The sequence below is a fragment of the Streptomyces uncialis genome (assembly GCF_036250755.1).
In the GTDB taxonomy this organism is placed as follows: domain Bacteria; phylum Actinomycetota; class Actinomycetes; order Streptomycetales; family Streptomycetaceae; genus Streptomyces; species Streptomyces uncialis.
The window spans coordinates 6,905,099-6,924,360 of the sequence record NZ_CP109583.1 but is presented as its reverse complement, the minus strand read 5'-3'; the positions used below and the strand labels follow the sequence as shown (position 1 = coordinate 6,924,360).

Genomic DNA, 19,262 nt, shown 5'->3' with positions numbered 1-19,262 from the left:
GGTGTCAGGATCTTCTGCGTCGATGCTTCTGGTTGTCGGTACGCGCCCCTCGGTGGGCGCGGCCCGATTACTTGATCAAGTAGATCGTGGCGAAGAGGCCGATCCACACGACATCGACGAAGTGCCAGTAGTAGGACACGACGATCGCGGCGGTCGCCTGCTCGTGGGTGAACCTTCTGGCCGCGTACGTGCGACCCAGGACCAGCAGGAAGGCGATCAGTCCGCCTGTCACATGCAGTCCGTGGAAGCCGGTGGTCAGGTAGAACACCGAGCCGTACGGGTCGGAGGACAGCGTCAGGCCGTACTCCTTGACCAGCTCCGTGTACTCGAAGATCTGACCACCGATGAAGATGGCACCCATCATGAAGGTCACGATGAACCACATCCGGAGCTTCTTCACGTCCCCGCGCTCGGCGGCGAAAACGCCGAGCTGACAGGTGAAGGAGGAGAGCACCAGGATCGTGGTGTTCGTCGCCGAGAACGGAAGGTTCAGGGTTGATGCCTGTTCCTTCCAGAAGTCGGGACCGGTCACCGATCGCAGGGTGAAGTACATCGCGAAGAGGGCCGCGAAGAACATCAGCTCGGAACTCAGCCAAATGATGGTTCCGACACTGGTGAGGTTCGGCCGATTGACCGACGGGTGCGCGTGCCCGGTATCTACTGTCGTTGCTGTCGCCACGACCGACATTATGTCGGTCGCTTATCTCGCCCTCACTCCGGGGGGTGCCGTTCGGTGTGTCCATGGGCGTGACGCGGCCCGGATGGCCCATCGCGGCGGTGTCCGAACCGGTGTTGACGAGGTGTTCGAGGGAGTAGCATCCGCGGCAGCGGTTCCCGTCCCAGGCATCAACGCCCCCAAGGGCCCGGCAGGCTCCAGGGCCCTCAAAGCACTCGGAGGAACAATGCAGCCGACCGCCACGGTGCTGGTCTACAGCGATGACGCGGGCACCCGCGAGCAGGTCCGGTTGGCGACGGGGCGCCGTCCGGCGACCGATGTGCCCGAGGTGCAGTTCATCGAGTGCGCGACGCTGCCCGCGGTGCTGAAGGAGCTGGACCGCGGGGGCGTCGACGTGTGTGTGCTCGACGGTGAGGCCGTCCCGGCGGGCGGTATGGGTGTCTGCCGGCAGATCAAGGACGAGATCTTCCGGTGCCCGCCGGTGCTGCTGCTGATCGGGCGCCCGCAGGACGCGTGGCTCGCGACCTGGAGCCGCGCGGAGGCGGCCGTGACCCTGCCGGTGGAGCCGGTGGAGTTCGCCCACGCCCTGGCGGGGCTGCTGCGCACCCGGCTCGCCGTCCAGGCATAGCCCGCCAGGGGCACGGGAGGCCGCGGCGCGGCCGTAGCGCCTCCCGGCCCGCGCCAGGCCCTCCACGGGCCGCGCACGGACTCCACGGACCCGTTCGCCCGTTCGCCCGTCACCCGCTTGCCCGTCGCCCCTTCGTGCCGGTCCGGCCCCCGGGCGTGTCGGAGGCCGGACGGTACGCGCCGCCGCCGGATCAGACCTGCGGGCGCAGCCGGGCGAGCTGGGTGGCCGGCGGGGTCCGCTTCGCGGGGTTGCCGATGGCGGCGCTGCCCTCCTGCCATTCGTCCCAGTCGAGGTTCCAGTCCCCGTAGCCGTTGCCGAAGGCGTTCATGTCGTCGCCGTAGCTGTTGACGACCTTGACGAGGTCGCCCTGGCTGATGGTCTCGTAGAACCAGGCGGCGTTGCCGGTACTCATCCCGGTGCATCCGTGGCTGACGTTGGCGGAGCCGTGGGAGCTCACCGACCAGGGCGCCGCGTGGACGTACTCCCCGCTCCAGGTGACGCGGGTGGCGTAGTACACGGGCAGGTTGTACGACTCGGAGGTGCCTTCGGCGATGCCGACGCTGGTCCCGCGCATCCGTACGAAGTACTCCTTGCCGAGCACCACCTTGATGCCGTTGCGGGTCTCGAAGCCGGGCTTGCCGGTGGTGACGGGGATCGTGTTGATCTCCTCACCGTTGCGGTAGACCGTCATCGTGTGCGCGGAGGCGTCGGTGACGGCGACGATCCGGTCGCCCGTGGTGATCTTCAGATCCGCGCTGTTGCCGCCCCAGAGCCGCTCGCCGAGCTTGATGCCCTTGAGGTTGCTGTGGGCCCGTACGGAGGCGTTGACGGGCCAGTACTCCTTGGGCCGGTAGTGCAGGGTCTGGTCGTCGACCCAGTACCAGGAGCCCTCGACGGAGGGCTGGGATTCCACCCGCAGACCGCGCTCGATGGTGACGCGGGTCGCCTTGTCGGTGACCTCCTCGCTCAGCTCCGCGATGATGGGCTGGCCCACGCCGTACTTGCCCTCCTCGGGGCCGAACGTGACCTCCAGTTCGCGCTTCTTGCTGGGCACCCCGGTGTCGAAGGCCAGGACCTTGCGGCCGGGTGAGCCGTCGGTGTTCTCGGTGCTCACCCGTACGGTGTAATGCTCCCCGGCGGCCAGGGGGGTGGTGGTGTGCCAGCGGGTGCCGTCGGCGGCGAGCCGGCCGGCGACGAAGCGGCCGGCGGCGTCGGTGGCCGTCACATCGGTGATGCGGCCCTGTTTGCCGCCCTTGGAGATGATCTCCAGCGGCTGGTCCGGGTCCACCTTGCCGGTGCCCGAGGAGTTGTTGAAGACCACCTGGCTCGCCGCGTCGTACGGCGCGGCCGACAGCGGGTGGTCCGGGCGACCGCCGCAAGCGGTGGCGCCCGCGCCGAGGGCGGCCACCAGCGTGCAGCTCAGAACCGTGCGGGTTCGCGGTGAGTTGCTCATGGGCCGAGCCTAGGAACGACTCACCTCGCGGGCGCGGTGGGTGGGCCGTCCGGGGGGCGTCCGCTACTGCGTCCGGGGCAAGGAGAAGGACCCGGACCCTCCGCGAGGAGTGTCCGGGTCCCTTACGGCCCAGGCCGCGTGCTACTGGTTCTGGTTCTCGCCCTGGTAGTACTCGAAGACCCAGCCCCACAGACCGATCAGCAGGATCGGCAGCGAGAAGTACAGCAGCCACCAGCCGAAGATGACTCCGCAGAACGCGAACGCGCCACCGACGGCGAGAGCGAGCGGCTGCCAGCTGTGCGGGCTGAAGAAGCCCACGTCACCGGCGTCGTCCGCGACGTCGGCCTCCTTGTTGTCCTGCGCGCCCACGTCGACCCGCTTGGCCGTGAAGGCCAGGTAGTAGCCGATCATGATGCACAGGCCGAAGGTCAGGAAGAGCGCCGTGGTACCGGCCGGCTCCTTCGACCACACGCCATAGACGATCGCCATGACGAGCACGAAGACGCTCAGCCAGATGAACATCTTGCCCTGGATCTTCACTTGCCGGCCTCCTTGCCGCCGGCCAGCGCCTCACCGGAACCGGGGCCGAGGTGCCCGCCCGCGTTCTCCAGCTGGTCGAGCGCGGCGATCTCCGGGTGATGCAGATCGAACGCCGGGGATTCGGAACGAATACGCGGCAGGGTGAGGAAGTTGTGCCGGGGCGGCGGGCAGGACGTCGCCCACTCCAGGGAGCGGCCGTAACCCCACGGGTCGTCGACCTCGACCTTCTTGCCGTACTTGGCGGTCTTCCACACGTTGTAGAAGAACGGCAGCATCGACAGACCGAGCAGGAACGAGCTGATCGTGGAGATCGTGTTCAGGGCGGTGAAGCCGTCCGCGTCCAGGTAGTCCGCGTAGCGGCGTGCCATGCCCTCGGCGCCCAGCCAGTGCTGGACCAGGAAGGTGCCGTGGAAGCCGATGAACAGCGTCCAGAAGGTGATCTTGCCGAGCCGCTCGTCCAGCATCTTTCCGGTGAACTTCGGCCACCAGAAGTGGAAGCCGGCGAACATCGCGAAGACCACGGTGCCGAAGATGACGTAGTGGAAGTGCGCGACGACGAAGTACGAGTCGGAGACGTGGAAGTCCAGCGGCGGCGAGGCCAGGATGACGCCCGTCAGACCACCGAAGGTGAAGGTGATCAGGAAGCCGATCGCCCAGAGCATCGGTGTCTCGAAGGACAGCGAGCCCTTCCACATCGTGCCGATCCAGTTGAAGAACTTCACACCGGTCGGAACGGCGATGAGGAACGTCATGAAGGAGAAGAACGGCAGGAGTACGCCACCGGTGACATACATGTGGTGCGCCCACACCGTGACCGAAAGACCGGCAATGGCAATGGTCGCGCCGATCAGACCGGAATAGCCGAACATCGGCTTACGGCTGAATACGGGCAGTACTTCGGAAATGATGCCGAAGAACGGCAGAGCGATGATGTACACCTCGGGATGGCCGAAGAACCAGAAGAGGTGTTGCCACAGCAGCGCCCCGCCATTCGCGGGATCGAAGATCTGCGCACCGAATTTCCGGTCGGCCTCCAGCGCGAACAGCGCGGCGGCGAGCACGGGGAAGGCGAGCAGGACCAGCACACCGGTCAGCAGCACGTTCCACGTGAAGATCGGCATCCGGAACATCGTCATGCCGGGAGCGCGCATGCAGATGATGGTGGTGATGAAGTTGACCGAGCCGAGGATCGTGCCGAAGCCGGAGAAGGCCAGACCCATGATCCACATGTCCGCGCCGACGCCCGGCGAGCGGACCGAGTCGGACAGCGGCGAGTAGGCGAACCAGCCGAAGTCGGCCGCGCCGTTCGGGGTCAGGAAGCCCGCGACCGCGATGAGCGAGCCGAACAGGTACAGCCAGTAGGCGAACATGTTCAGCCGCGGGAACGCGACGTCGGGGGCACCGATCTGGAGCGGCATGATCCAGTTCGCGAAGCCCGCGAACAGCGGCGTCGCGAACATCAGCAGCATGATCGTGCCGTGCATCGTGAACGCCTGGTTGAACTGCTCGTTCGACATGATCTGCGTGCCGGGACGGGCGAGCTCGGCGCGCATGAACAGCGCCATGACGCCGCCGACGCAGAAGAAGACGAACGAGGTGACCAGGTAGAGCGTACCGATGGTCTTGTGGTCGGTGGTGGTGAGCCACTTGATCACGACGTTGCCGGGCTGCTTGCGCCGGACCGGTAGCTCGTTCTCGTACGAGTCGTCGGCCGTGGCGGCACCCTGAGGTTCATTGAGGATGCTCACAGGTTGTTCGTCTCCCGGTTCTTCTCGTGCTTCGTCTGCTCGATGCCGGCCGGGACGTAACCGGTCTGCCCCTTCTCGGCGAGCTCCTTCAGGTGCTCCTGATAGCGCTCGGGAGAGACGATCTTGACGTTGAAGAGCATGCGGGAGTGGTCCGTGCCGCACAGCTCGGCGCACTTGCCCATCATGGTGCCCTCCCTGCTGGGGGTCACCTCGAAGGCGTTGGTGTGGCCCGGGACGACGTCCATCTTCATCAGGAACGGCACCGCCCAGAAGGAGTGGATGACGTCACGAGAGGTCAGGACGAAGCGGACCCGCTCTCCCTTGGGGAGCACGAGGGTCGGGCCGGGGTTGCCCGTCTGGGGGTTACGGGTACCGGGAACGCCGACGTCGTAGACGCCGCCCGCGTTCTCCGGGAAGTCCTCCACGAAGCGGTCGGGGATCGCCTTCAGGTTCTTGTCGGTCTTCGCGTCACCCGTCGAGCCCGGAACCTGCTCGATGTAGTTGAAGGCCCAGCTCCACTGGAAGCCGACCACGTTCACGATGTGGGGAGGCTTGTCCTGGAGTTCGAGCAGCTTCGACTCGTCGCGGGCGGTGAAGTAGAAGAACACCGAGACGATGAGGATCGGAACCACGGTGTACAACGCCTCAAGGGGCATGTTGTACCGGGTCTGCGGGGGAACTTCGACCTTGGAGCGGCTGCGCCGGTGGAAGAAGACACTCCACAGGATCAGGCCCCACACCAATACGCCGACGGCGAGCGCGGCGGCCCACGAGCCCTGCCACAGGGAGAGGATGCGGGGACCCTCTTCCGTGGTCGGAGTGGGCATACCAAGGCGGGGGAAGTCCTTGTATGTGCAACCGGTGGCGGTTGCCAGGACCAGGCCCGCAGTCAGTGCCTGCAGCAGCTTCCGCCGCATCGGGCGCCGCGGCGAGCGGTCGGAGCCGTTGGGACTCACGTAGCGCCTTCCCGGGAGTCTCGCCCGTGCGTCGGCTGCGGCCTTCTCGCAGGTCGGTCGCCGCCCTGCGACGGGCAGGGGTTTGGATGTTTATGCGGACCAAACCCTACTGGACGCAATTTGGGGTCGCGCGGGGAGGGTGCCCAACGCGCCGCCCGACTCCCCGAAGGGGTGGTGCACCGCTGGTCGGGGGGCCGCCCGACGAACGGAGCCGGGGGTTCCGGGACCCTGCGGGGGCGGTGGATCGGCGTGCGTGGCGGCGCTTCTGACGGCCCCTCCGGCAGCCGTTCGGGGGGTGCCGGAAGGGTTACCGTACGGGCGTGTCCTACTTCGACGCCGCGTCCTCCGCTCCGCTGCATCCCGTCGCCCGGCAGGCGCTCCAGGCCTCCCTGGACGAGGGATGGGCCGACCCCGCCCGGCTCTACCGCGAGGGGCGGCGGGCCCGGATGCTGCTGGACGCCGCCCGTGAGGCGGCGGCCCAGGCGGTGGGCTGCCGTCCGGACGAGCTGGTGTTCACCTCCTCGGGCACCCGGGCCGTGCATTCGGGTGTCGCCGGGGCCCTCGCCGGGCGCCGCCGTGTCGGGGGCCATCTGGTGGTGTCGGCGGTCGAGCACTCCTCCGTACTGCACGCGGCCGAGGCGCACGAGGCGGCCGGCGGTTCCGTGAGCCGGGTCCCGGTCGGCCGGACGGGCGCGGTCGACGCGGACACCTACGGGACGGCCCTGCGTACGGACACCGCGCTGGCCTGTCTCCAGTCGGCGAACCACGAGGTGGGCACGGAGCAGCCGGTGGCGGAGGTCGCGGAGAGCTGCCGGGCGGCCGGGGTGCCGCTGCTGGTGGACGCGGCGCAGTCCCTCGGCTGGGGGCCGGTGCCCGGCGGATGGTCCCTGCTGACCGGCAGCGCGCACAAGTGGGGCGGTCCGGCCGGAGTGGGGCTGCTGGTGGTGCGCAAGGGGGCGCGGTTCGCGGTGCGCGGGCCGGTGGACGAGCGGGAGTCCGGGCGGGCGCCCGGGTTCGAGAACATCCCGGCGATCGTCGCGGCGGCGGCGTCGCTGCGGGCGGTCCAGGGCGCGGCGGCCGAGGAGGCCGTCCGGCTGCGGGCACTGACCGACCGGCTGCGGGAGCGGGTGCCGCTGCTGGTGCCGGACACGGAGGTGGTGGGCGATCCGGTACGCCGGCTGCCGCACCTCGTCACCTTCTCCTCTCTTTACGTGGACGGCGAGAGCGTGCTGTCCGAGCTGGACCGGGCCGGGTTCTCCGTGTCGTCCGGCTCGTCGTGCACCAGCAGCACACTGACGCCGAGCCATGTGCTCAAGGCGATGGGGGTGCTCAGCGAGGGCAACGTACGGGTGTCGCTGCCCGTCGGGACCACGGCCGAGGAGGTCGAACGGTTCCTCGGCGTGCTGCCCGGGGTGGTGGCGGAGGTCCGCGCGAAGTTGGGTGCGCACACCAATGCGGGTTCCCGTGCGGGTGGCTCCGAGGAGGCTGCGGCGGAGGTCGCCGCGACGGGTTCGGCGGAGGTCGCCCGGGAGGCCGGGCCGCTGGTGGTCGACGCGCTCGGGAAGCGGTGTCCGTTGCCGGTGATCGAGCTGGCGAAGGTGATCGGGCGGGTCCCGGTCGGGGGGACGGTCGTCGTGCTCGCGGACGACGAGGCGGCGCGGTTGGACATTCCCGCGTGGTGCGAGATGCGGGGTCAGCGCTATGTGGGTGAGACCCCGGCGGCACGGGGTTCCGCCTACGAGGTGATCCGCCTCGCCTGACCCTGCCCCGCGCCCCTGGGTTTCCGCCCCGTCCCGTGCGCGGTCGACTGCGGGTCGCCCGTGGGGCCCAGGTCCTCGGGACTCACCCTTCCCGGTGGCGTGCGGGTCGCCCGTGGTTTTGCGCAGTTCCCCGCGCCCCTGGGGTTCCCCACCTGGGCGTACCTGTTCCCGCGCGGGTACGGACGGGGGTGCGCAGTTCCCCGCGCCCCTGGGTTTCCGCCCCGTCCCGTGCGCGCGTCGTGTGCGGGTCGCCCGTGGGGCCCAGGCCCTCGGGACTCACCCTTTCCAGTGGCGTGCGGGTCGCCCGTGGTTTTGCGCAGTTCCCCGCGCCCCTAGGGTTCCCCACCTGGCCGCACCTGTTCCCGCGCGGGTACGGACGGGGGTGCGCAGTTCCCCGCGCCCCTGAGGAGGCCGCCCCGTCCCGTGCGCGCGTCGGGTGCGGGTCGCCCGCACCCGGCCGGATGGGGCAAGCGGCACATCTCAGGGGCGCGGGGAACTGCGCGAGAACGAGGACCGGCCCGCACCCGACGGACGACGAACAGGGGCAGCATCCAGGGGCGCGGGGAACTGCGCACCCACGAACCGCCCGCACCCGACCCCGACGGGACGAAGCAGGAACCCAGGGGCGCGGGGAACTGCGCGAGGACGGCCGGCACCCGACGAGGAACGGATCGGGGAAGCATCCCGGGGCGCGGGCAACCGCGCCCCCGGACCACCCGCCGGACGGCTACGCCAGGTGGCGGACGACCTCCTGCGCGGCCTCGTGGCCATACGCCTTCGTGAAGCGGTCCATGAAGTGGACCCGGCTCAGCTCGTACTCCTGCGTGCCCAGCGTCTCGATGACCAGCGTCGCGAGCATGCAGCCGACCTGCGCGGCCCGCTCAAGCCCGACCCCCCAGGCGAGCCCGGACAGGAACCCGGCCCGGAACGCGTCGCCGACCCCCGTCGGGTCGACCTTCGCCTTCTCCTCGGGCACCCCGACCTCGATGGGGTCGTGCCCGACCCGCTCGATCCGCACGCCCCGCGCGCCCAGCGTGGTGACCCGGTGCCCGACCCGCGCGAGGATCTCCTCGTCGGTCCAGCCGGTCTTCGCCTCGATGAGCCCCTTCTCGTACTCGTTGGAGAAGAGGAACGCGGCGCCGTCCAGCAGTATGCGGATCTCGTCGCCGTCCATCCGGGCGATCTGCTGGGAGAAGTCCGCGGCGAACGGGATAGCCCGGGTGCGGCACTCCTCGGTGTGCCGGAGCATCCCCTCGGGGTCGTCCGCGCCGATGAGGACGAGGTCGAGGCCCCCGACCCGGTCGGCGACGGCCTTCAGCTCGATCAGCCGGGCCTCGCTCATCGCGCCCGTGTAGAAGGAGCCGATCTGGTTGTGGTCGGCGTCGGTGGTGACGACGAACCGCGCGGTGTGCAGCACCTCGGAGATCCGTACGGAGGCGGTGTCGACCCCGTGCCGGTCGAGCCACGCGCGGTACTCGTCGAAGTCCGAACCGGCGGCGCCGACCAGGACAGGGGTGGCGCCGAGCTGGCCCATGCCGAAGGCGATGTTCGCCCCGACCCCGCCGCGCCGTACGTCGAGGGTGTCGACAAGGAAGGAAAGGGAGACCGTGTGCAGTTGATCTGCGACGAGCTGGTCGGCGAACCGTCCGGGGAAGGTCATCAGATGGTCGGTGGCGATGGAGCCGGTGACTGCGATACGCACGGCGAAGCGCTCCTGTGGGAACTGGGGGCGGCTGGGTGGGCCTGGCACAGGGCATGCCGCCCCGGAGCCCGGCAGGACTGAACACTTCACGCTACCGGGTCATCGCAACGGTCCGAACTGTACGGAGGGGTGGAAACTACCGGATAGTAGGGCTTTTTTCACCGGACTCGGGGCGTCTACGGTGCCGGTATGACCAACCTCCAGATCGGTCGCACCGCTCCGTACGACAGGGAAGGCGGTCTCGCCGCGCTGCGCGGGGACTGCGCCCGGATGATCCCGCACTGGCCGGCGGACCGGCGGGCCGGGGCCGTGCCGGTGTCCCCGTCGCTGATCCACGGGGTGGTCGTCCCGCCCGCATCGGCCCGGCTGCTGGACGCGACACAGGAGTACGGGGACTGACCCCGGGCGTGGGCCCGCCCCCTTCCCGTTCCGCTCACCCTCCCGGGTGAACACCGTCCCGGAGGGAACCGTACGCGCCCTCCCCACGTCCCACCGCTGTCCCCGCGAGGGGGAGTTGGACGACGTACCGCCGCGGCCGGGACACGGGCGCGGCGCGGACTGAGGAGCGATGCGGTGACCACCAATCCGGTCGACCCCGACGGACCCGGCGGCACGGACCGGGGCGCCGCGCCCCGGGGCGCGTGGCGCCGTTCACCCGTGGTGGTGTCCGTGACGGCCGCGGTGCTGCTGGCCGGGGGCGGTGGCACGTATCTCGCGGTGGCCGCGTCCGGGGACGCGCAGCGGGACCGCGGGGAGGGGGTCACGGCCCCCGGTGACGACGCCGCTCCCCCACCGCTCGCGCTCGACGGGCCGGGCGGCGACCCGGGCGGTGACCCGGGGATCGCCCCGGGTGAGCCCGACCCGGGCGGACCGCTGTACCGGGCGCGCGGTGAGCTGCCGCGGGGTCCGGGCACGGCGGCGGTGCACCGGCCGGACGCGGAGGTGACCGCGGGCGAGGTACGGCGGCTCGCCGAGGCGCTGGGGGTGCCGGGCACGCCCCGGCTCAGCGGGGAGACCTGGCGGGTGGGCACCCCGAAGGACGGTTCGGGTCCGTCGCTCCAGGCGGCGCGGGACGGCGGGGGCACCTGGACGTTCCAGCGGTACGCGGCCGGGCCGGACGGCTGCGGCGCCACCGCCAAGTGCGCGGACGGCGGCGCGGACCGTATGTCGGGGGACACCGCGCCGATCGGTGAGCGGGCCGCGAAGAGCGCCGCCGCCCCGGTCCTCAAGGCACTCGGCCAGGACGACGCGAAGCTCGACGCACGCCAGGTCATGGGTTCGGCCCGGGTGGTGAACGCGGCTCCCCGGGTCGGCGGGCTGCCCACGTTCGGCTGGTCCACGGGGGTCCAGGTCGGCCCCACGGGGGAGGTCGTCCGGGCGAGCGGTCATCTCGGGGAGCCGCGCGCGGGTGACCGCTACCCGGTGATCAGCGCCCGGAAGGCGCTCGAACTGCTGAACCAGCAGGGTGGCGGACGGGTCGGTATCGGCGGCTGCGCGGAGCCCGTGCCGCACCAGGACGACCCGTCGGTGGCGTGCGGGGACGGCGGGGCGGCGAAGGCCCGTGACTCACTGACGGTGACGGGCGCGGAGTTCGGGCTGGCGGTGCGGCTCGCGGACAGCCGTCCCGCGCTCGTCCCGTCATGGCTGTTCGAGGTGCGGCCGAAGGGGTCCGGGGAGCCGTACACGGTGACGTATCCGGCGGTCGACCCGAGGCATCTGGCGGACCCGGGGAAGAGCGGCGGCGAGGAGAAGCCGGACGGTGCCAGGACCACGGTGGACAAGGAGGTCGCGTGGTACGAGACCCGGAAGGACGGCCGGGAACTGGTCCTGCACGTCCTCGCCGGGGTGTGCGGCGATCTCACGGCCGGTGCCGAGCCGCGCGCGGGCGCGGTGGTGGTCCGGGTGACGGAGAGCGTGAACGAGAAGAAGGCGTGTGTGCTCATGCTGAAGCGGCATGAGCTGACCGCGCGGCTGGCCGAGCCGCTCGGGGACCGTGCGGTGGTGGACGGGAAGGGGCGGCCCGTAGCGGACCGGGCGCCGAAGAACTGGCCGTTCCCGGAGGGCGGGCCGGACGGCGACGGAGCGGTGAAGGGCGGCGGCGGAACCGTCACGCGGTAGGCGGTACGGGAGCGCGGCAGGCTGTACGGGACGCACCGGAGCCGTCACACCGTAGGCGGTACGGGACGCGTCGGAGCCGTGGCTCGGCAGGCGGTCACGGGAGGTGGCGGAACGCGCGGAGGCGGTACCCCCGTCCGGGGTACCGCCTCCGTCGTGCGGATACCGGCCCGCGCGGGCGGCCGGTGGCGCGACTAGCTGAAGGAGTCGCCGCAGGCGCAGGAGCCCGAGGCGTTCGGGTTGTCGATGGTGAAGCCCTGCTTCTCGATGGTGTCGACGAAGTCGATGGAGGCACCACCGAGGTAGGGGGCGCTCATCCGGTCGGTGACGACCTTGACCCCGTCGAAGTCCTTGACGACATCGCCGTCGAGGGAGCGCTCGTCGAAGAAGAGCTGGTAGCGCAGGCCGGAGCAGCCGCCGGGCTGAACGGCGACCCGCAGGGCCAGGTCCTCGCGGCCTTCCTGGTCGAGCAGGCCCTTGACCTTGGCCGCGGCGGCGTCGGACAGGATGATGCCGTCGGTGGCGGTCTTGGTCTCGTCCGATACGGACATCTACATCTCTCCCGGGTTGTACGGAGACTGCTTGCCGACGTGACAACCGTCGGGGCGGCGGATTCATTCCGGGCCCGCGTCCGTCCTCGGCAGTGCCTTCGTGTCTGCGTGCCGTGCGCTTCCATGCTCGCACATGGGGCCGGGCGGCGACACGGTCGAGCCGGACGGGTCCCAAGGGGCCGGGAACAAGCCCTGGTCCGGGGCCCGCTGGGGGCCCACGGGGTATGCGTCACATCGACACGATGGGCATCGTCAAACTGACGTGAAGCAGTTATGATAGATAACGTCAGAACGACGAAAAGGCGCCTGGGGACCAGGTCCGACAGCGCCCGTGAGCCGCCGGGGCGAGAGCTCCGAGAGAAAGGGTGCGTGATCGTGACCACCGCCCAGCCCCTGGACGTAACCCCGACCCCGCTGGCACTGCTGCTGCTCGGCCGGGAGGCCGACCCGCGCAGCGAGCGCGGGGTGGAGTGTCCGGGAGACCTGCCCTCCCCGTCCGACCCGGACCTGGTGGCGCGGGCGCGTGCGGCCAAGGAGAGGCTCGGGGACAAGGTGTTCGTCCTCGGGCACCACTACCAGCGCGACGAGGTCATCCAGTTCGCGGATGTCACGGGCGACTCGTTCAAGCTGGCCCGGGACGCCGCCGCGCGGCCCGCGGCCGAGTACATCGTCTTCTGCGGTGTGCACTTCATGGCGGAGTCCGCGGACATCCTCACCGGCGATGCCCAGAAGGTCGTCCTGCCGGACCTCGCGGCGGGGTGCTCCATGGCCGACATGGCCACCGCCGAGCAGGTCGCCGAGTGCTGGGACGTGCTCACCGACGCGGGCATCGCCGACCGGGTCGTGCCCGTCTCGTACATGAACTCGTCGGCGGACATCAAGGCGTTCACCGGCCGCCACGGGGGCACCATCTGCACCTCCTCCAACGCCGAGCGGGCGCTGGAGTGGGCGTTCGGGCAGGGCGAGCAGGTGCTCTTCCTCCCCGACCAGCATCTCGGGCGCAACACGGCGGTCCGGGACCTCGGGATGTCCCTGGACGACTGCGTCGTCTACAACCCGCACAAGCCCGGCGGCGGGCTGACCACCGAGGAGCTGCGGGCCGCGAAGATGATCCTGTGGCGCGGGCACTGCTCCGTGCACGGGCGCTTCTCGCTGGAGTCCGTGGAGGACGTACGGGCCCGGATACCCGGGGTCAATGTGCTGGTGCACCCCGAGTGCAAGAACGAGGTGGTGGCGGCGGCCGACCAGGTCGGGTCGACGGAGTACATCATCCGGACGCTGGAGGCCGCGCCCGCCGGTTCCAAGTGGGCGATCGGTACGGAGCTGAACCTGGTGCAGCGCTTGGCGAACCGTTTCGCCCCGGAGGGCAAGGAGATCACCTTCCTCGACCGGACGGTGTGCTTCTGCTCCACGATGAACCGGATCGACCTGCCGCATCTGGTGTGGACGCTGGAGTCGCTCGCGGACGGCAAGCTGGTCAACCAGATCACGGTCGACCCCGAGACGGAACGTTTCGCCAAGCTGGCCCTGGAGCAGATGCTCGCCCTGCCGTAGCGCGCACCGCCGCAGCGCGCCCTGCCGCAGCGCACCCTGCCCGGCCCTTCGCAGGCGTTCGCACGGGTGCCCGCACCCCCAGGTCCTTCGGGGGTGCGGGCATCCGCGTACCGCGTTCCGGGCCCCGGCCACGGGGCCCGGAGGTCAGGTCTTGGCCAGCTCCGGGGTCTCCGTACCGGCCGGTGCGGCGGACCTCTTCGCCTCGCGCTTGGCGCGCCTGCGCTCCTTGCGGAGCTCGACCATCGCGTAGAGGGTCGGCACCAGGAGCAGCGTCAGCAGCGTCGAGGTGATCAGACCGCCGATGACGACGACCGCGAGGGGCTGGGCGATGAAACCGCCCTCGCCGGTGACCCCGAGGGCCATCGGCAGCAGCGCGAAGATCGTCGCGAGGGCCGTCATCAGGATCGGGCGCAGCCGGTGGCGGCCACCCTCGACGACCGCTTCCACGACCCCGTACCCCTTGGCGCGGTACTGGTTGATGAGGTCGATCAGGACGATCGCGTTGGTCACCACGATGCCGATGAGCATCAGCATGCCGATCATCGCGGGGACGCCCATCGGGGTGCCCGTGAGGATCAGCAGGCCGATCGCGCCGGTCGCCGCGAACGGGACGGACACCAGCAGGATCAGCGGCTGGACGAGCGACCTGAAGGCCGCGACGAGCAGCATGAACACGATGGCGATGGCCGCGAGCATGGCGAGCCCGAGGGAGGCGAACGCGTCGTCCTGGTCCTCGGAGACCCCGCCGATGGAGGCGGTGGCCCCCTCGGGCAGGTCCAGCGCGTTGACCTTCGTCTGGAGTTCGGTGCTGACCGCGCCGGTGTTGTCGCCGGTGGGGCGGGCGGTGACGTTGGCGGAGCGCTGGCCGTCGATCCGGGTCATGGAGACCGGGCCGTCGACCAGTTCGACCGTGGCGATGTCGCCGAGCTTCACCGGGCCGAGGCGCAGCGCCCGCAGTTCGTCCATCGTCCCGGCAGGCTTCGCCGAGCGGATCACGATGTCGCGTTCGGTGTCGTCGAGGACGGCCTTGCCCGTGGTGGTGCCGCGTACGGCCTGGGTGACGGCGGCGCCGAGGGTGGCGTCGCTGAACCCGGCGCGGGCGGCCTTGTCGGTGGCCTTCACGGAGATCCGCGGGACCGACTGGGAGAGGTTGCTCTGGACGTCGGTGACGTCGTCCAGTTCGGCGACCTCGTCACGTACCCGCTCGGCCGCCTCGCGCAGGGTCGCGGCGTCGGCGGCCTTGACGACCACGCTGAGGTCCTGGCTGCCGAAGCCGTCGCCGGCCGCGAGGGTGGTCTCGCCGATCCCGTCCAGCTTGCCCAGTCCGGTCTCGATGCGGTCCTGGGTGTCCTCGAAGGACGCGTCGTCGTCCAGGGTGACCTGGAACGACGCCTGGTTGGTGTCGGTGCCGCCGCCGAACGCCGCCATGAAGCCGGAGGAGCCGATGGTGACCTGGTGGTCCTTGACGCCTTCGACGCCGTCGAGCATCTTCTCGATCTTGGCGGAGGCGGCGTCGGTCGCGGAGAGTCCGGTGCCGGGCTTGAGCTCCTGCTTGATGGAGAGGATCTCCTGCTCGCCCTGGTCGAAGAAGTTGGTCTTCAGCAGCGGCACCATGCCGAAGGTGCCGATCAGGACGGCGGCCGCGATGCCGAGGCTGACGAGCCGGCGGCGGGTGGCGAACCTCAGCACGGGGACGTACATGCGCTGGAGGCGGCTGCGGGCCTCCTTCTCCTCGGCCTGGCGGCGGGCCACCTCCGGGTCGACGCCGCGGACGGCCTTCGGGGGCCGCAGGAACCAGAACGACAGGACCGGGACGACGGTGAGCGACACCAGCAGCGACGCGAGCAGCGCGGCCGTCACGGTGAGGCTGAAGGAACCGAACAGCGCGCCGACCATGCCGCCGGTCAGACCGACCGGCAGGAACACGGCCACCGTGGTGAGCGTCGAGGCGGTGACCGCGCCCGCGACCTCCTTGACGGCGGTGAGGATGGCCTCACTGCGTTCCTCGCCGTAGCCGAGGTGGCGCTTGATGTTCTCCAGGACCACGATCGAGTCGTCGACGACCCGGCCGATGGCGATGGTCAGGGCGCCGAGGGTGAGCATGTTGAGCGAGAGGTCCCGGGTCCACAGCACGATCAGCGCGAGGACGACGGAGAGCGGGATGGAGACCGCGGTGACCAGGGTCGAGCGGATCGACGCCAGGAACACCAGGATCACGAGGACCGCGAAGATCAGTCCGAGGGCGCCCTCGGTGGTGAGACCGGCGATCGCCTTGGAGACGGCGGGGCCCTGGTCGCTGACGACGGTGAGTTCGGCGCCGGAGCCGAGGTCGGTGCGCAGGCCGGGCAGGGCCTTCTCGACCGCTTCGGAGATGGCGACCGCGCTGCCGTCCTGGTCCATGGTGACGAGGACCGCGAGGCTGGGTTCGCCGTTGGTGCGGGTGAGGGAGTCCGCCTTGGCCGGCTCCTGCTTCACGGAGGCGACATCGGCGAGCCGGACGGGCTTCTTGACGCCCTGGCCCGTGATCATCAGTTCCTGGATCTGCTCCAGGGAGGTGAAGCCGCCGCCGACCTGGACGGTGCGGTTGCTGCCGTCCTCCTCGAAGGAACCGGCCGGGACGGTCGCGCCGCCCGCCTGGACGGCCTGGCCGAGCACGGGCGGGGTGACGCCTGCCGCCGCCATCCTACGGTCGTCGGGGGTGACGGTGACCTGGAGGTCACGGACGCCGTCGACGGTGACCTGGGCGACCCCGTCGATGTCCGTCAGCTCGGGCACGACCGTGCGGTCGAGCTGCTCCTTGAGCGCCTGCTGGTCCTTGTCGGAGGTGACGGCGAGGACCACGGTCGGGATGTCGTCGGTGGAACCGGCGATGACCTGCGGGTCGACCTCGGTGGGGAGCTGGGCGCGAGCCCGGTTCACGGCCTGCTGGACGTCCGCGATGATCTGCTTCGAGCCGTCGCCGTAGTCGAACTGGGCCCTGAGGACGGCGTTGCCCTCGCTGGCGGTGGCGATGACGCCGGTGATGCCGTCGACCGCTTCGATGCTGTCCTCAAGCGGTTCGACGACCTGCTTCTCGACGACATCGGGGGACGCGCCCGGGTAGGGGGCCAGGACGGACACCATCGGAAGTTCGATGGAGGGCAGGAGCTGCTGCTTGAGCTGGGGTATCGCGATGGCACCGAAGACCAGCGCGATGATCGAAATCAGCCCGATCAGGGCCCGCTGAGCAAGGCTGAATCTTGACAGCCAGGACATGGGTGGCGGTCTCTCTTCTGTGGCTTGGCGCGGCAGGAGGAGGCACGTCTTACCCCCCTGTCCTCACCTTGGCCCATCCGGGGGCCCGGATTCCTCGCTCGCAGGTCGCTTTCCTTATGCCGCGCATACTGCGGGTGTAGTAGGCGCGGTAGTCCCTGTGAGTGAGTCCGGGTCCTTTCCCGGGCCGCCGGCGGCGGGGTGCCCGGGGTCAGTGCGGGCGGGGCCGGACCAGTCCCGACTCATAGGCGATGACGACGAGTTGGGCGCGGTCCCGGGCGCCGAGCTTGGCCATCGCCCGGTTCACATGGGTCTTGACGGTGAGCGGGGAGACATCGAGCCGGTCCGCGATCTCGTCGTTGGAGTGACCGCCCCCGACCAGGACGAGCACCTCGCGTTCCCGGCCGGTCAGCACGTCCAGACGCGTCGACCGGGCGCCGTCGATCCCGGGGCCCTCGCCCTGGGCGAGGAACCGGGCGATGAGGCCCTTGGTCGCCACCGGGGACAGCAGCGCCTCGCCCGCGGCGGCGACCCGGATCGCGCCGAGGAGTTCCTCCGGCTCGGAGCCCTTGCCGAGGAAGCCGGACGCCCCGGCGCGCAGCGACTGGACGACGTACTCGTCCACCTCGAACGTCGTCAGCATCACCACGCGGACGGCGGACAGGGCGGGGTCGTCGCAGATCCGGCGGGTGGCGGCGAGACCGTCGGTGCCGGGCATCCGGATGTCCATGAGGACGACGTCGGGCATCGTCTCGGCGGTGACGCGGACGGCCTCGGCGCCGTCGGACGCCTCACCGACGACCTCCATGTCGGGCTCGGAGTCGACCAGTACCCGGAAGGCGCTGCGCAGCAGTGCCTGGTCGTCGGCGAGCAGTACCCGGATCGTCATGGCGTGTCCCCCGTCTGTGCCGTGCTCCGCCCGGCACGTGCTTTGACGGGCAGGATCGCATGGACGCGGAAGCCGCCGCCGTAGCGGGGGCCCGCGGTGAGGGCGCCGCCGAGCGCGGTGACCCGCTCGCGCATCCCGAGCAGTCCGTGCCCACCGGCCTGCGGGGGATCGGCGGGCGGCCGGGCGGTGTCCGCGGCGGGCGGACGGCGGCTGTCGCGGGAGCCGTCGTCCAGGACGGTGATCTCCACATGGGGTCCGACCCGGACGACGCTGACCTCGGCCCGGGCGCGTTCCCCCGCGTGCTTCTGCACATTGGTGAGCGCCTCCTGGATGATCCGGTACGAGGCGAGGTCCACGGCCGCGGGGAGTTTGCTGCCCTGGTCGCCGCGGGCCACCTCGACGGGCAGCCCGGCGTGCCGGAACGTGTCGGCGAGTTCCTCCAGCCGGTCCAGGCCCGGTGCCGGTTCGGTGGGGGCCTCGGGGTCGCCGGTCTGCCGGAGCAGTCCGACCGTGGCGCGCAGTTCCCCGAGGGCGGAGCGGCTTGCCTCCCGGACATGGGCCAGGGCGGCCTTCGCCTGGTCGGGGCGTTTGTCCATGAGGTGGGCGGCGACCCCGGCCTGGACGTTGACCAGTGCGATGTGGTGCGCCACCACGTCGTGCAGATCCCGGGCGATCCGCAGCCGCTCCTCGGCGACCCGGCGGCGGGCCTCCTCGTCGCGGGTGCGTTCGGCCCGCTCGGCGCGTTCCCGGATGGCGTCCACGAAGGCCCGGCGGCTGCGGACCGCGTCCCCCGCGGCGGCGGCCATCCCCGTCCACGCGAAGACGCCGAGGTTCTCCTGCGCGTACCAGGGCATGGGGCCGGACAGCATGGCGGCGCCGGTGAGGGCGGTCATGGTCAGCAGTCCGACGCGCCAGGTCGTGGGCCGGTCGGTGTGCGCGGCGACGGTGTACAGCGCGACGACGGCGCTCATCGCGACGGGGGCCCTCGGGTCGCTGAGGATCAGTTCCAGCAGGGATATCGCGGTGGTGACGCAGAGGACCGGGAGGGGCGCGCGGCGGCGCAGCGCCAGGGTGCCCGCGGCGAGCGGCATCAGCACCAGGCCGAGGACGGTCGGGGTGCGGGTGTCCCAGCTGGTGGGTCCGTGCTTGCCCGCTGGGCCGTTCGGGTCCAGCACCGAGCCGAGGAGCATTGCCGCGAGGACGGCCACCGCGAGGGCACTGTCCGTCGCGGTGGGATGGGCGATCAGCCAGCCACGCAGACGCTTGACGCGCTCCAGGGGGGTCACCCGGTGAACGGTAGCGCCCCGTACGGGTGACACTCCCGGGCGGTGTGCGCTCCCGTGAGGAACCATGGCCCCGCCGGGCCCGGACGCCCGTCACGGGACCCCTAGGGGTGCCCCTGAGGCCCGGCCGGGAGAAGGACGGCCCCCGGATCGGC

Annotated in this window: 15 protein-coding genes; 5 read left to right on the top strand and 10 right to left on the bottom strand. The window is 70.7% G+C overall.

What is annotated here, in order from left to right; translation table 11 throughout:
- Nucleotides 1-67: 67 nt before the first annotated feature.
- Nucleotides 68-688 carry an aa3-type cytochrome oxidase subunit III gene (ctaE, locus tag OG711_RS28955; protein WP_073791263.1) on the bottom strand — a complete coding sequence of 207 codons (621 nt, stop codon included), beginning with the start codon at nt 686-688 and terminating at the stop codon, nt 68-70.
- Between the two features lie 214 nt (nt 689-902).
- Here ctaE and OG711_RS28950 point away from each other — a divergent pair, with 214 nt between their 5' ends.
- Entirely contained in the window at nt 903-1,304 is a 402-nt protein-coding gene (locus OG711_RS28950) for a DNA-binding transcriptional response regulator (RefSeq protein WP_073791266.1), read from the top strand.
- Between the two features lie 190 nt (nt 1,305-1,494).
- On the opposite strand, the gene OG711_RS28945 is transcribed toward OG711_RS28950, so the two are convergent.
- From OG711_RS28945 to ctaC, 4 genes are all read right to left on the bottom strand, one after another.
- Nucleotides 1,495-2,757 carry a L,D-transpeptidase gene (locus OG711_RS28945; RefSeq protein ID WP_073791269.1) on the bottom strand — a complete coding sequence of 421 codons (1,263 nt, stop codon included), beginning with the start codon at nt 2,755-2,757 and terminating at the stop codon, nt 1,495-1,497.
- Between the two features lie 141 nt (nt 2,758-2,898).
- Nucleotides 2,899-3,297 carry a cytochrome c oxidase subunit 4 gene (locus OG711_RS28940; protein ID WP_329561414.1) on the bottom strand — a complete coding sequence of 133 codons (399 nt, stop codon included), beginning with the start codon at nt 3,295-3,297 and terminating at the stop codon, nt 2,899-2,901.
- The gene (gene ctaD / locus OG711_RS28935) at nt 3,294-5,045 is read right to left on the bottom strand and encodes an aa3-type cytochrome oxidase subunit I (protein WP_073791274.1); all 1,752 of its coding nucleotides are present in this window, start codon (nt 5,043-5,045) and stop codon (nt 3,294-3,296) included. The genes OG711_RS28940 and ctaD overlap by 4 nt, the downstream gene beginning before the upstream one ends.
- Nucleotides 5,042-6,001, bottom strand: a complete 960-nt coding sequence (ctaC, locus tag OG711_RS28930) for an aa3-type cytochrome oxidase subunit II (protein WP_329561410.1) — start codon at nt 5,999-6,001, stop codon at nt 5,042-5,044. The genes ctaD and ctaC overlap by 4 nt, the downstream gene beginning before the upstream one ends.
- A 320-nt stretch (nt 6,002-6,321) precedes the next feature.
- On the opposite strand from ctaC, the gene OG711_RS28925 reads away from it, so the two are divergent.
- Nucleotides 6,322-7,761, top strand: a complete 1,440-nt coding sequence (locus OG711_RS28925; protein WP_329561408.1) for a cysteine desulfurase/sulfurtransferase TusA family protein — start codon at nt 6,322-6,324, stop codon at nt 7,759-7,761.
- A 727-nt stretch (nt 7,762-8,488) separates the two neighbouring features.
- On the opposite strand, the gene OG711_RS28920 is transcribed toward OG711_RS28925, so the two are convergent.
- Nucleotides 8,489-9,463, bottom strand: a complete 975-nt coding sequence (locus tag OG711_RS28920; protein ID WP_073791281.1) for a carbohydrate kinase family protein — start codon at nt 9,461-9,463, stop codon at nt 8,489-8,491.
- A 189-nt stretch (nt 9,464-9,652) separates the two neighbouring features.
- Here OG711_RS28920 and OG711_RS28915 point away from each other — a divergent pair, with 189 nt between their 5' ends.
- Nucleotides 9,653-9,862, top strand: a complete 210-nt coding sequence (locus OG711_RS28915) for a hypothetical protein (protein WP_073791284.1) — start codon at nt 9,653-9,655, stop codon at nt 9,860-9,862.
- 174 nt (nt 9,863-10,036) lie between these two features.
- Nucleotides 10,037-11,581: a hypothetical protein gene (locus OG711_RS28910; protein ID WP_329561406.1), complete on the top strand. Its 1,545-nt coding sequence runs from the start codon at nt 10,037-10,039 to the stop codon at nt 11,579-11,581.
- Between the two features lie 191 nt (nt 11,582-11,772).
- Here OG711_RS28910 and OG711_RS28905 read toward each other — a convergent pair whose 3' ends face one another.
- The gene (locus OG711_RS28905) at nt 11,773-12,129 is read right to left on the bottom strand and encodes a HesB/IscA family protein (RefSeq protein WP_073791288.1); all 357 of its coding nucleotides are present in this window, start codon (nt 12,127-12,129) and stop codon (nt 11,773-11,775) included.
- A gap of 375 nt (nt 12,130-12,504) precedes the next feature.
- Between OG711_RS28905 and nadA the strand changes: the two genes are divergently transcribed.
- The gene (gene nadA, locus OG711_RS28900; RefSeq protein ID WP_073791709.1) at nt 12,505-13,683 is read left to right on the top strand and encodes a quinolinate synthase NadA; all 1,179 of its coding nucleotides are present in this window, start codon (nt 12,505-12,507) and stop codon (nt 13,681-13,683) included.
- A gap of 144 nt (nt 13,684-13,827) precedes the next feature.
- Here the strand turns inward: nadA and OG711_RS28895 are convergent, their stop codons facing one another.
- From OG711_RS28895 to OG711_RS28885, 3 genes are all read right to left on the bottom strand, one after another.
- Nucleotides 13,828-16,938 carry an efflux RND transporter permease subunit gene (locus OG711_RS28895; RefSeq protein WP_329561403.1) on the bottom strand — a complete coding sequence of 1,037 codons (3,111 nt, stop codon included), beginning with the start codon at nt 16,936-16,938 and terminating at the stop codon, nt 13,828-13,830.
- A gap of 208 nt (nt 16,939-17,146) precedes the next feature.
- Nucleotides 17,147-17,824 (bottom strand): response regulator transcription factor, encoded by a 678-nt coding sequence (locus OG711_RS28890; protein ID WP_329561401.1) that lies wholly within the window; start codon nt 17,822-17,824, stop codon nt 17,147-17,149.
- Entirely contained in the window at nt 17,821-19,101 is a 1,281-nt protein-coding gene (locus OG711_RS28885; RefSeq protein WP_329564109.1) for a sensor histidine kinase, read from the bottom strand. The genes OG711_RS28890 and OG711_RS28885 overlap by 4 nt, the downstream gene beginning before the upstream one ends.
- Nucleotides 19,102-19,262 lie beyond the last annotated feature (161 nt).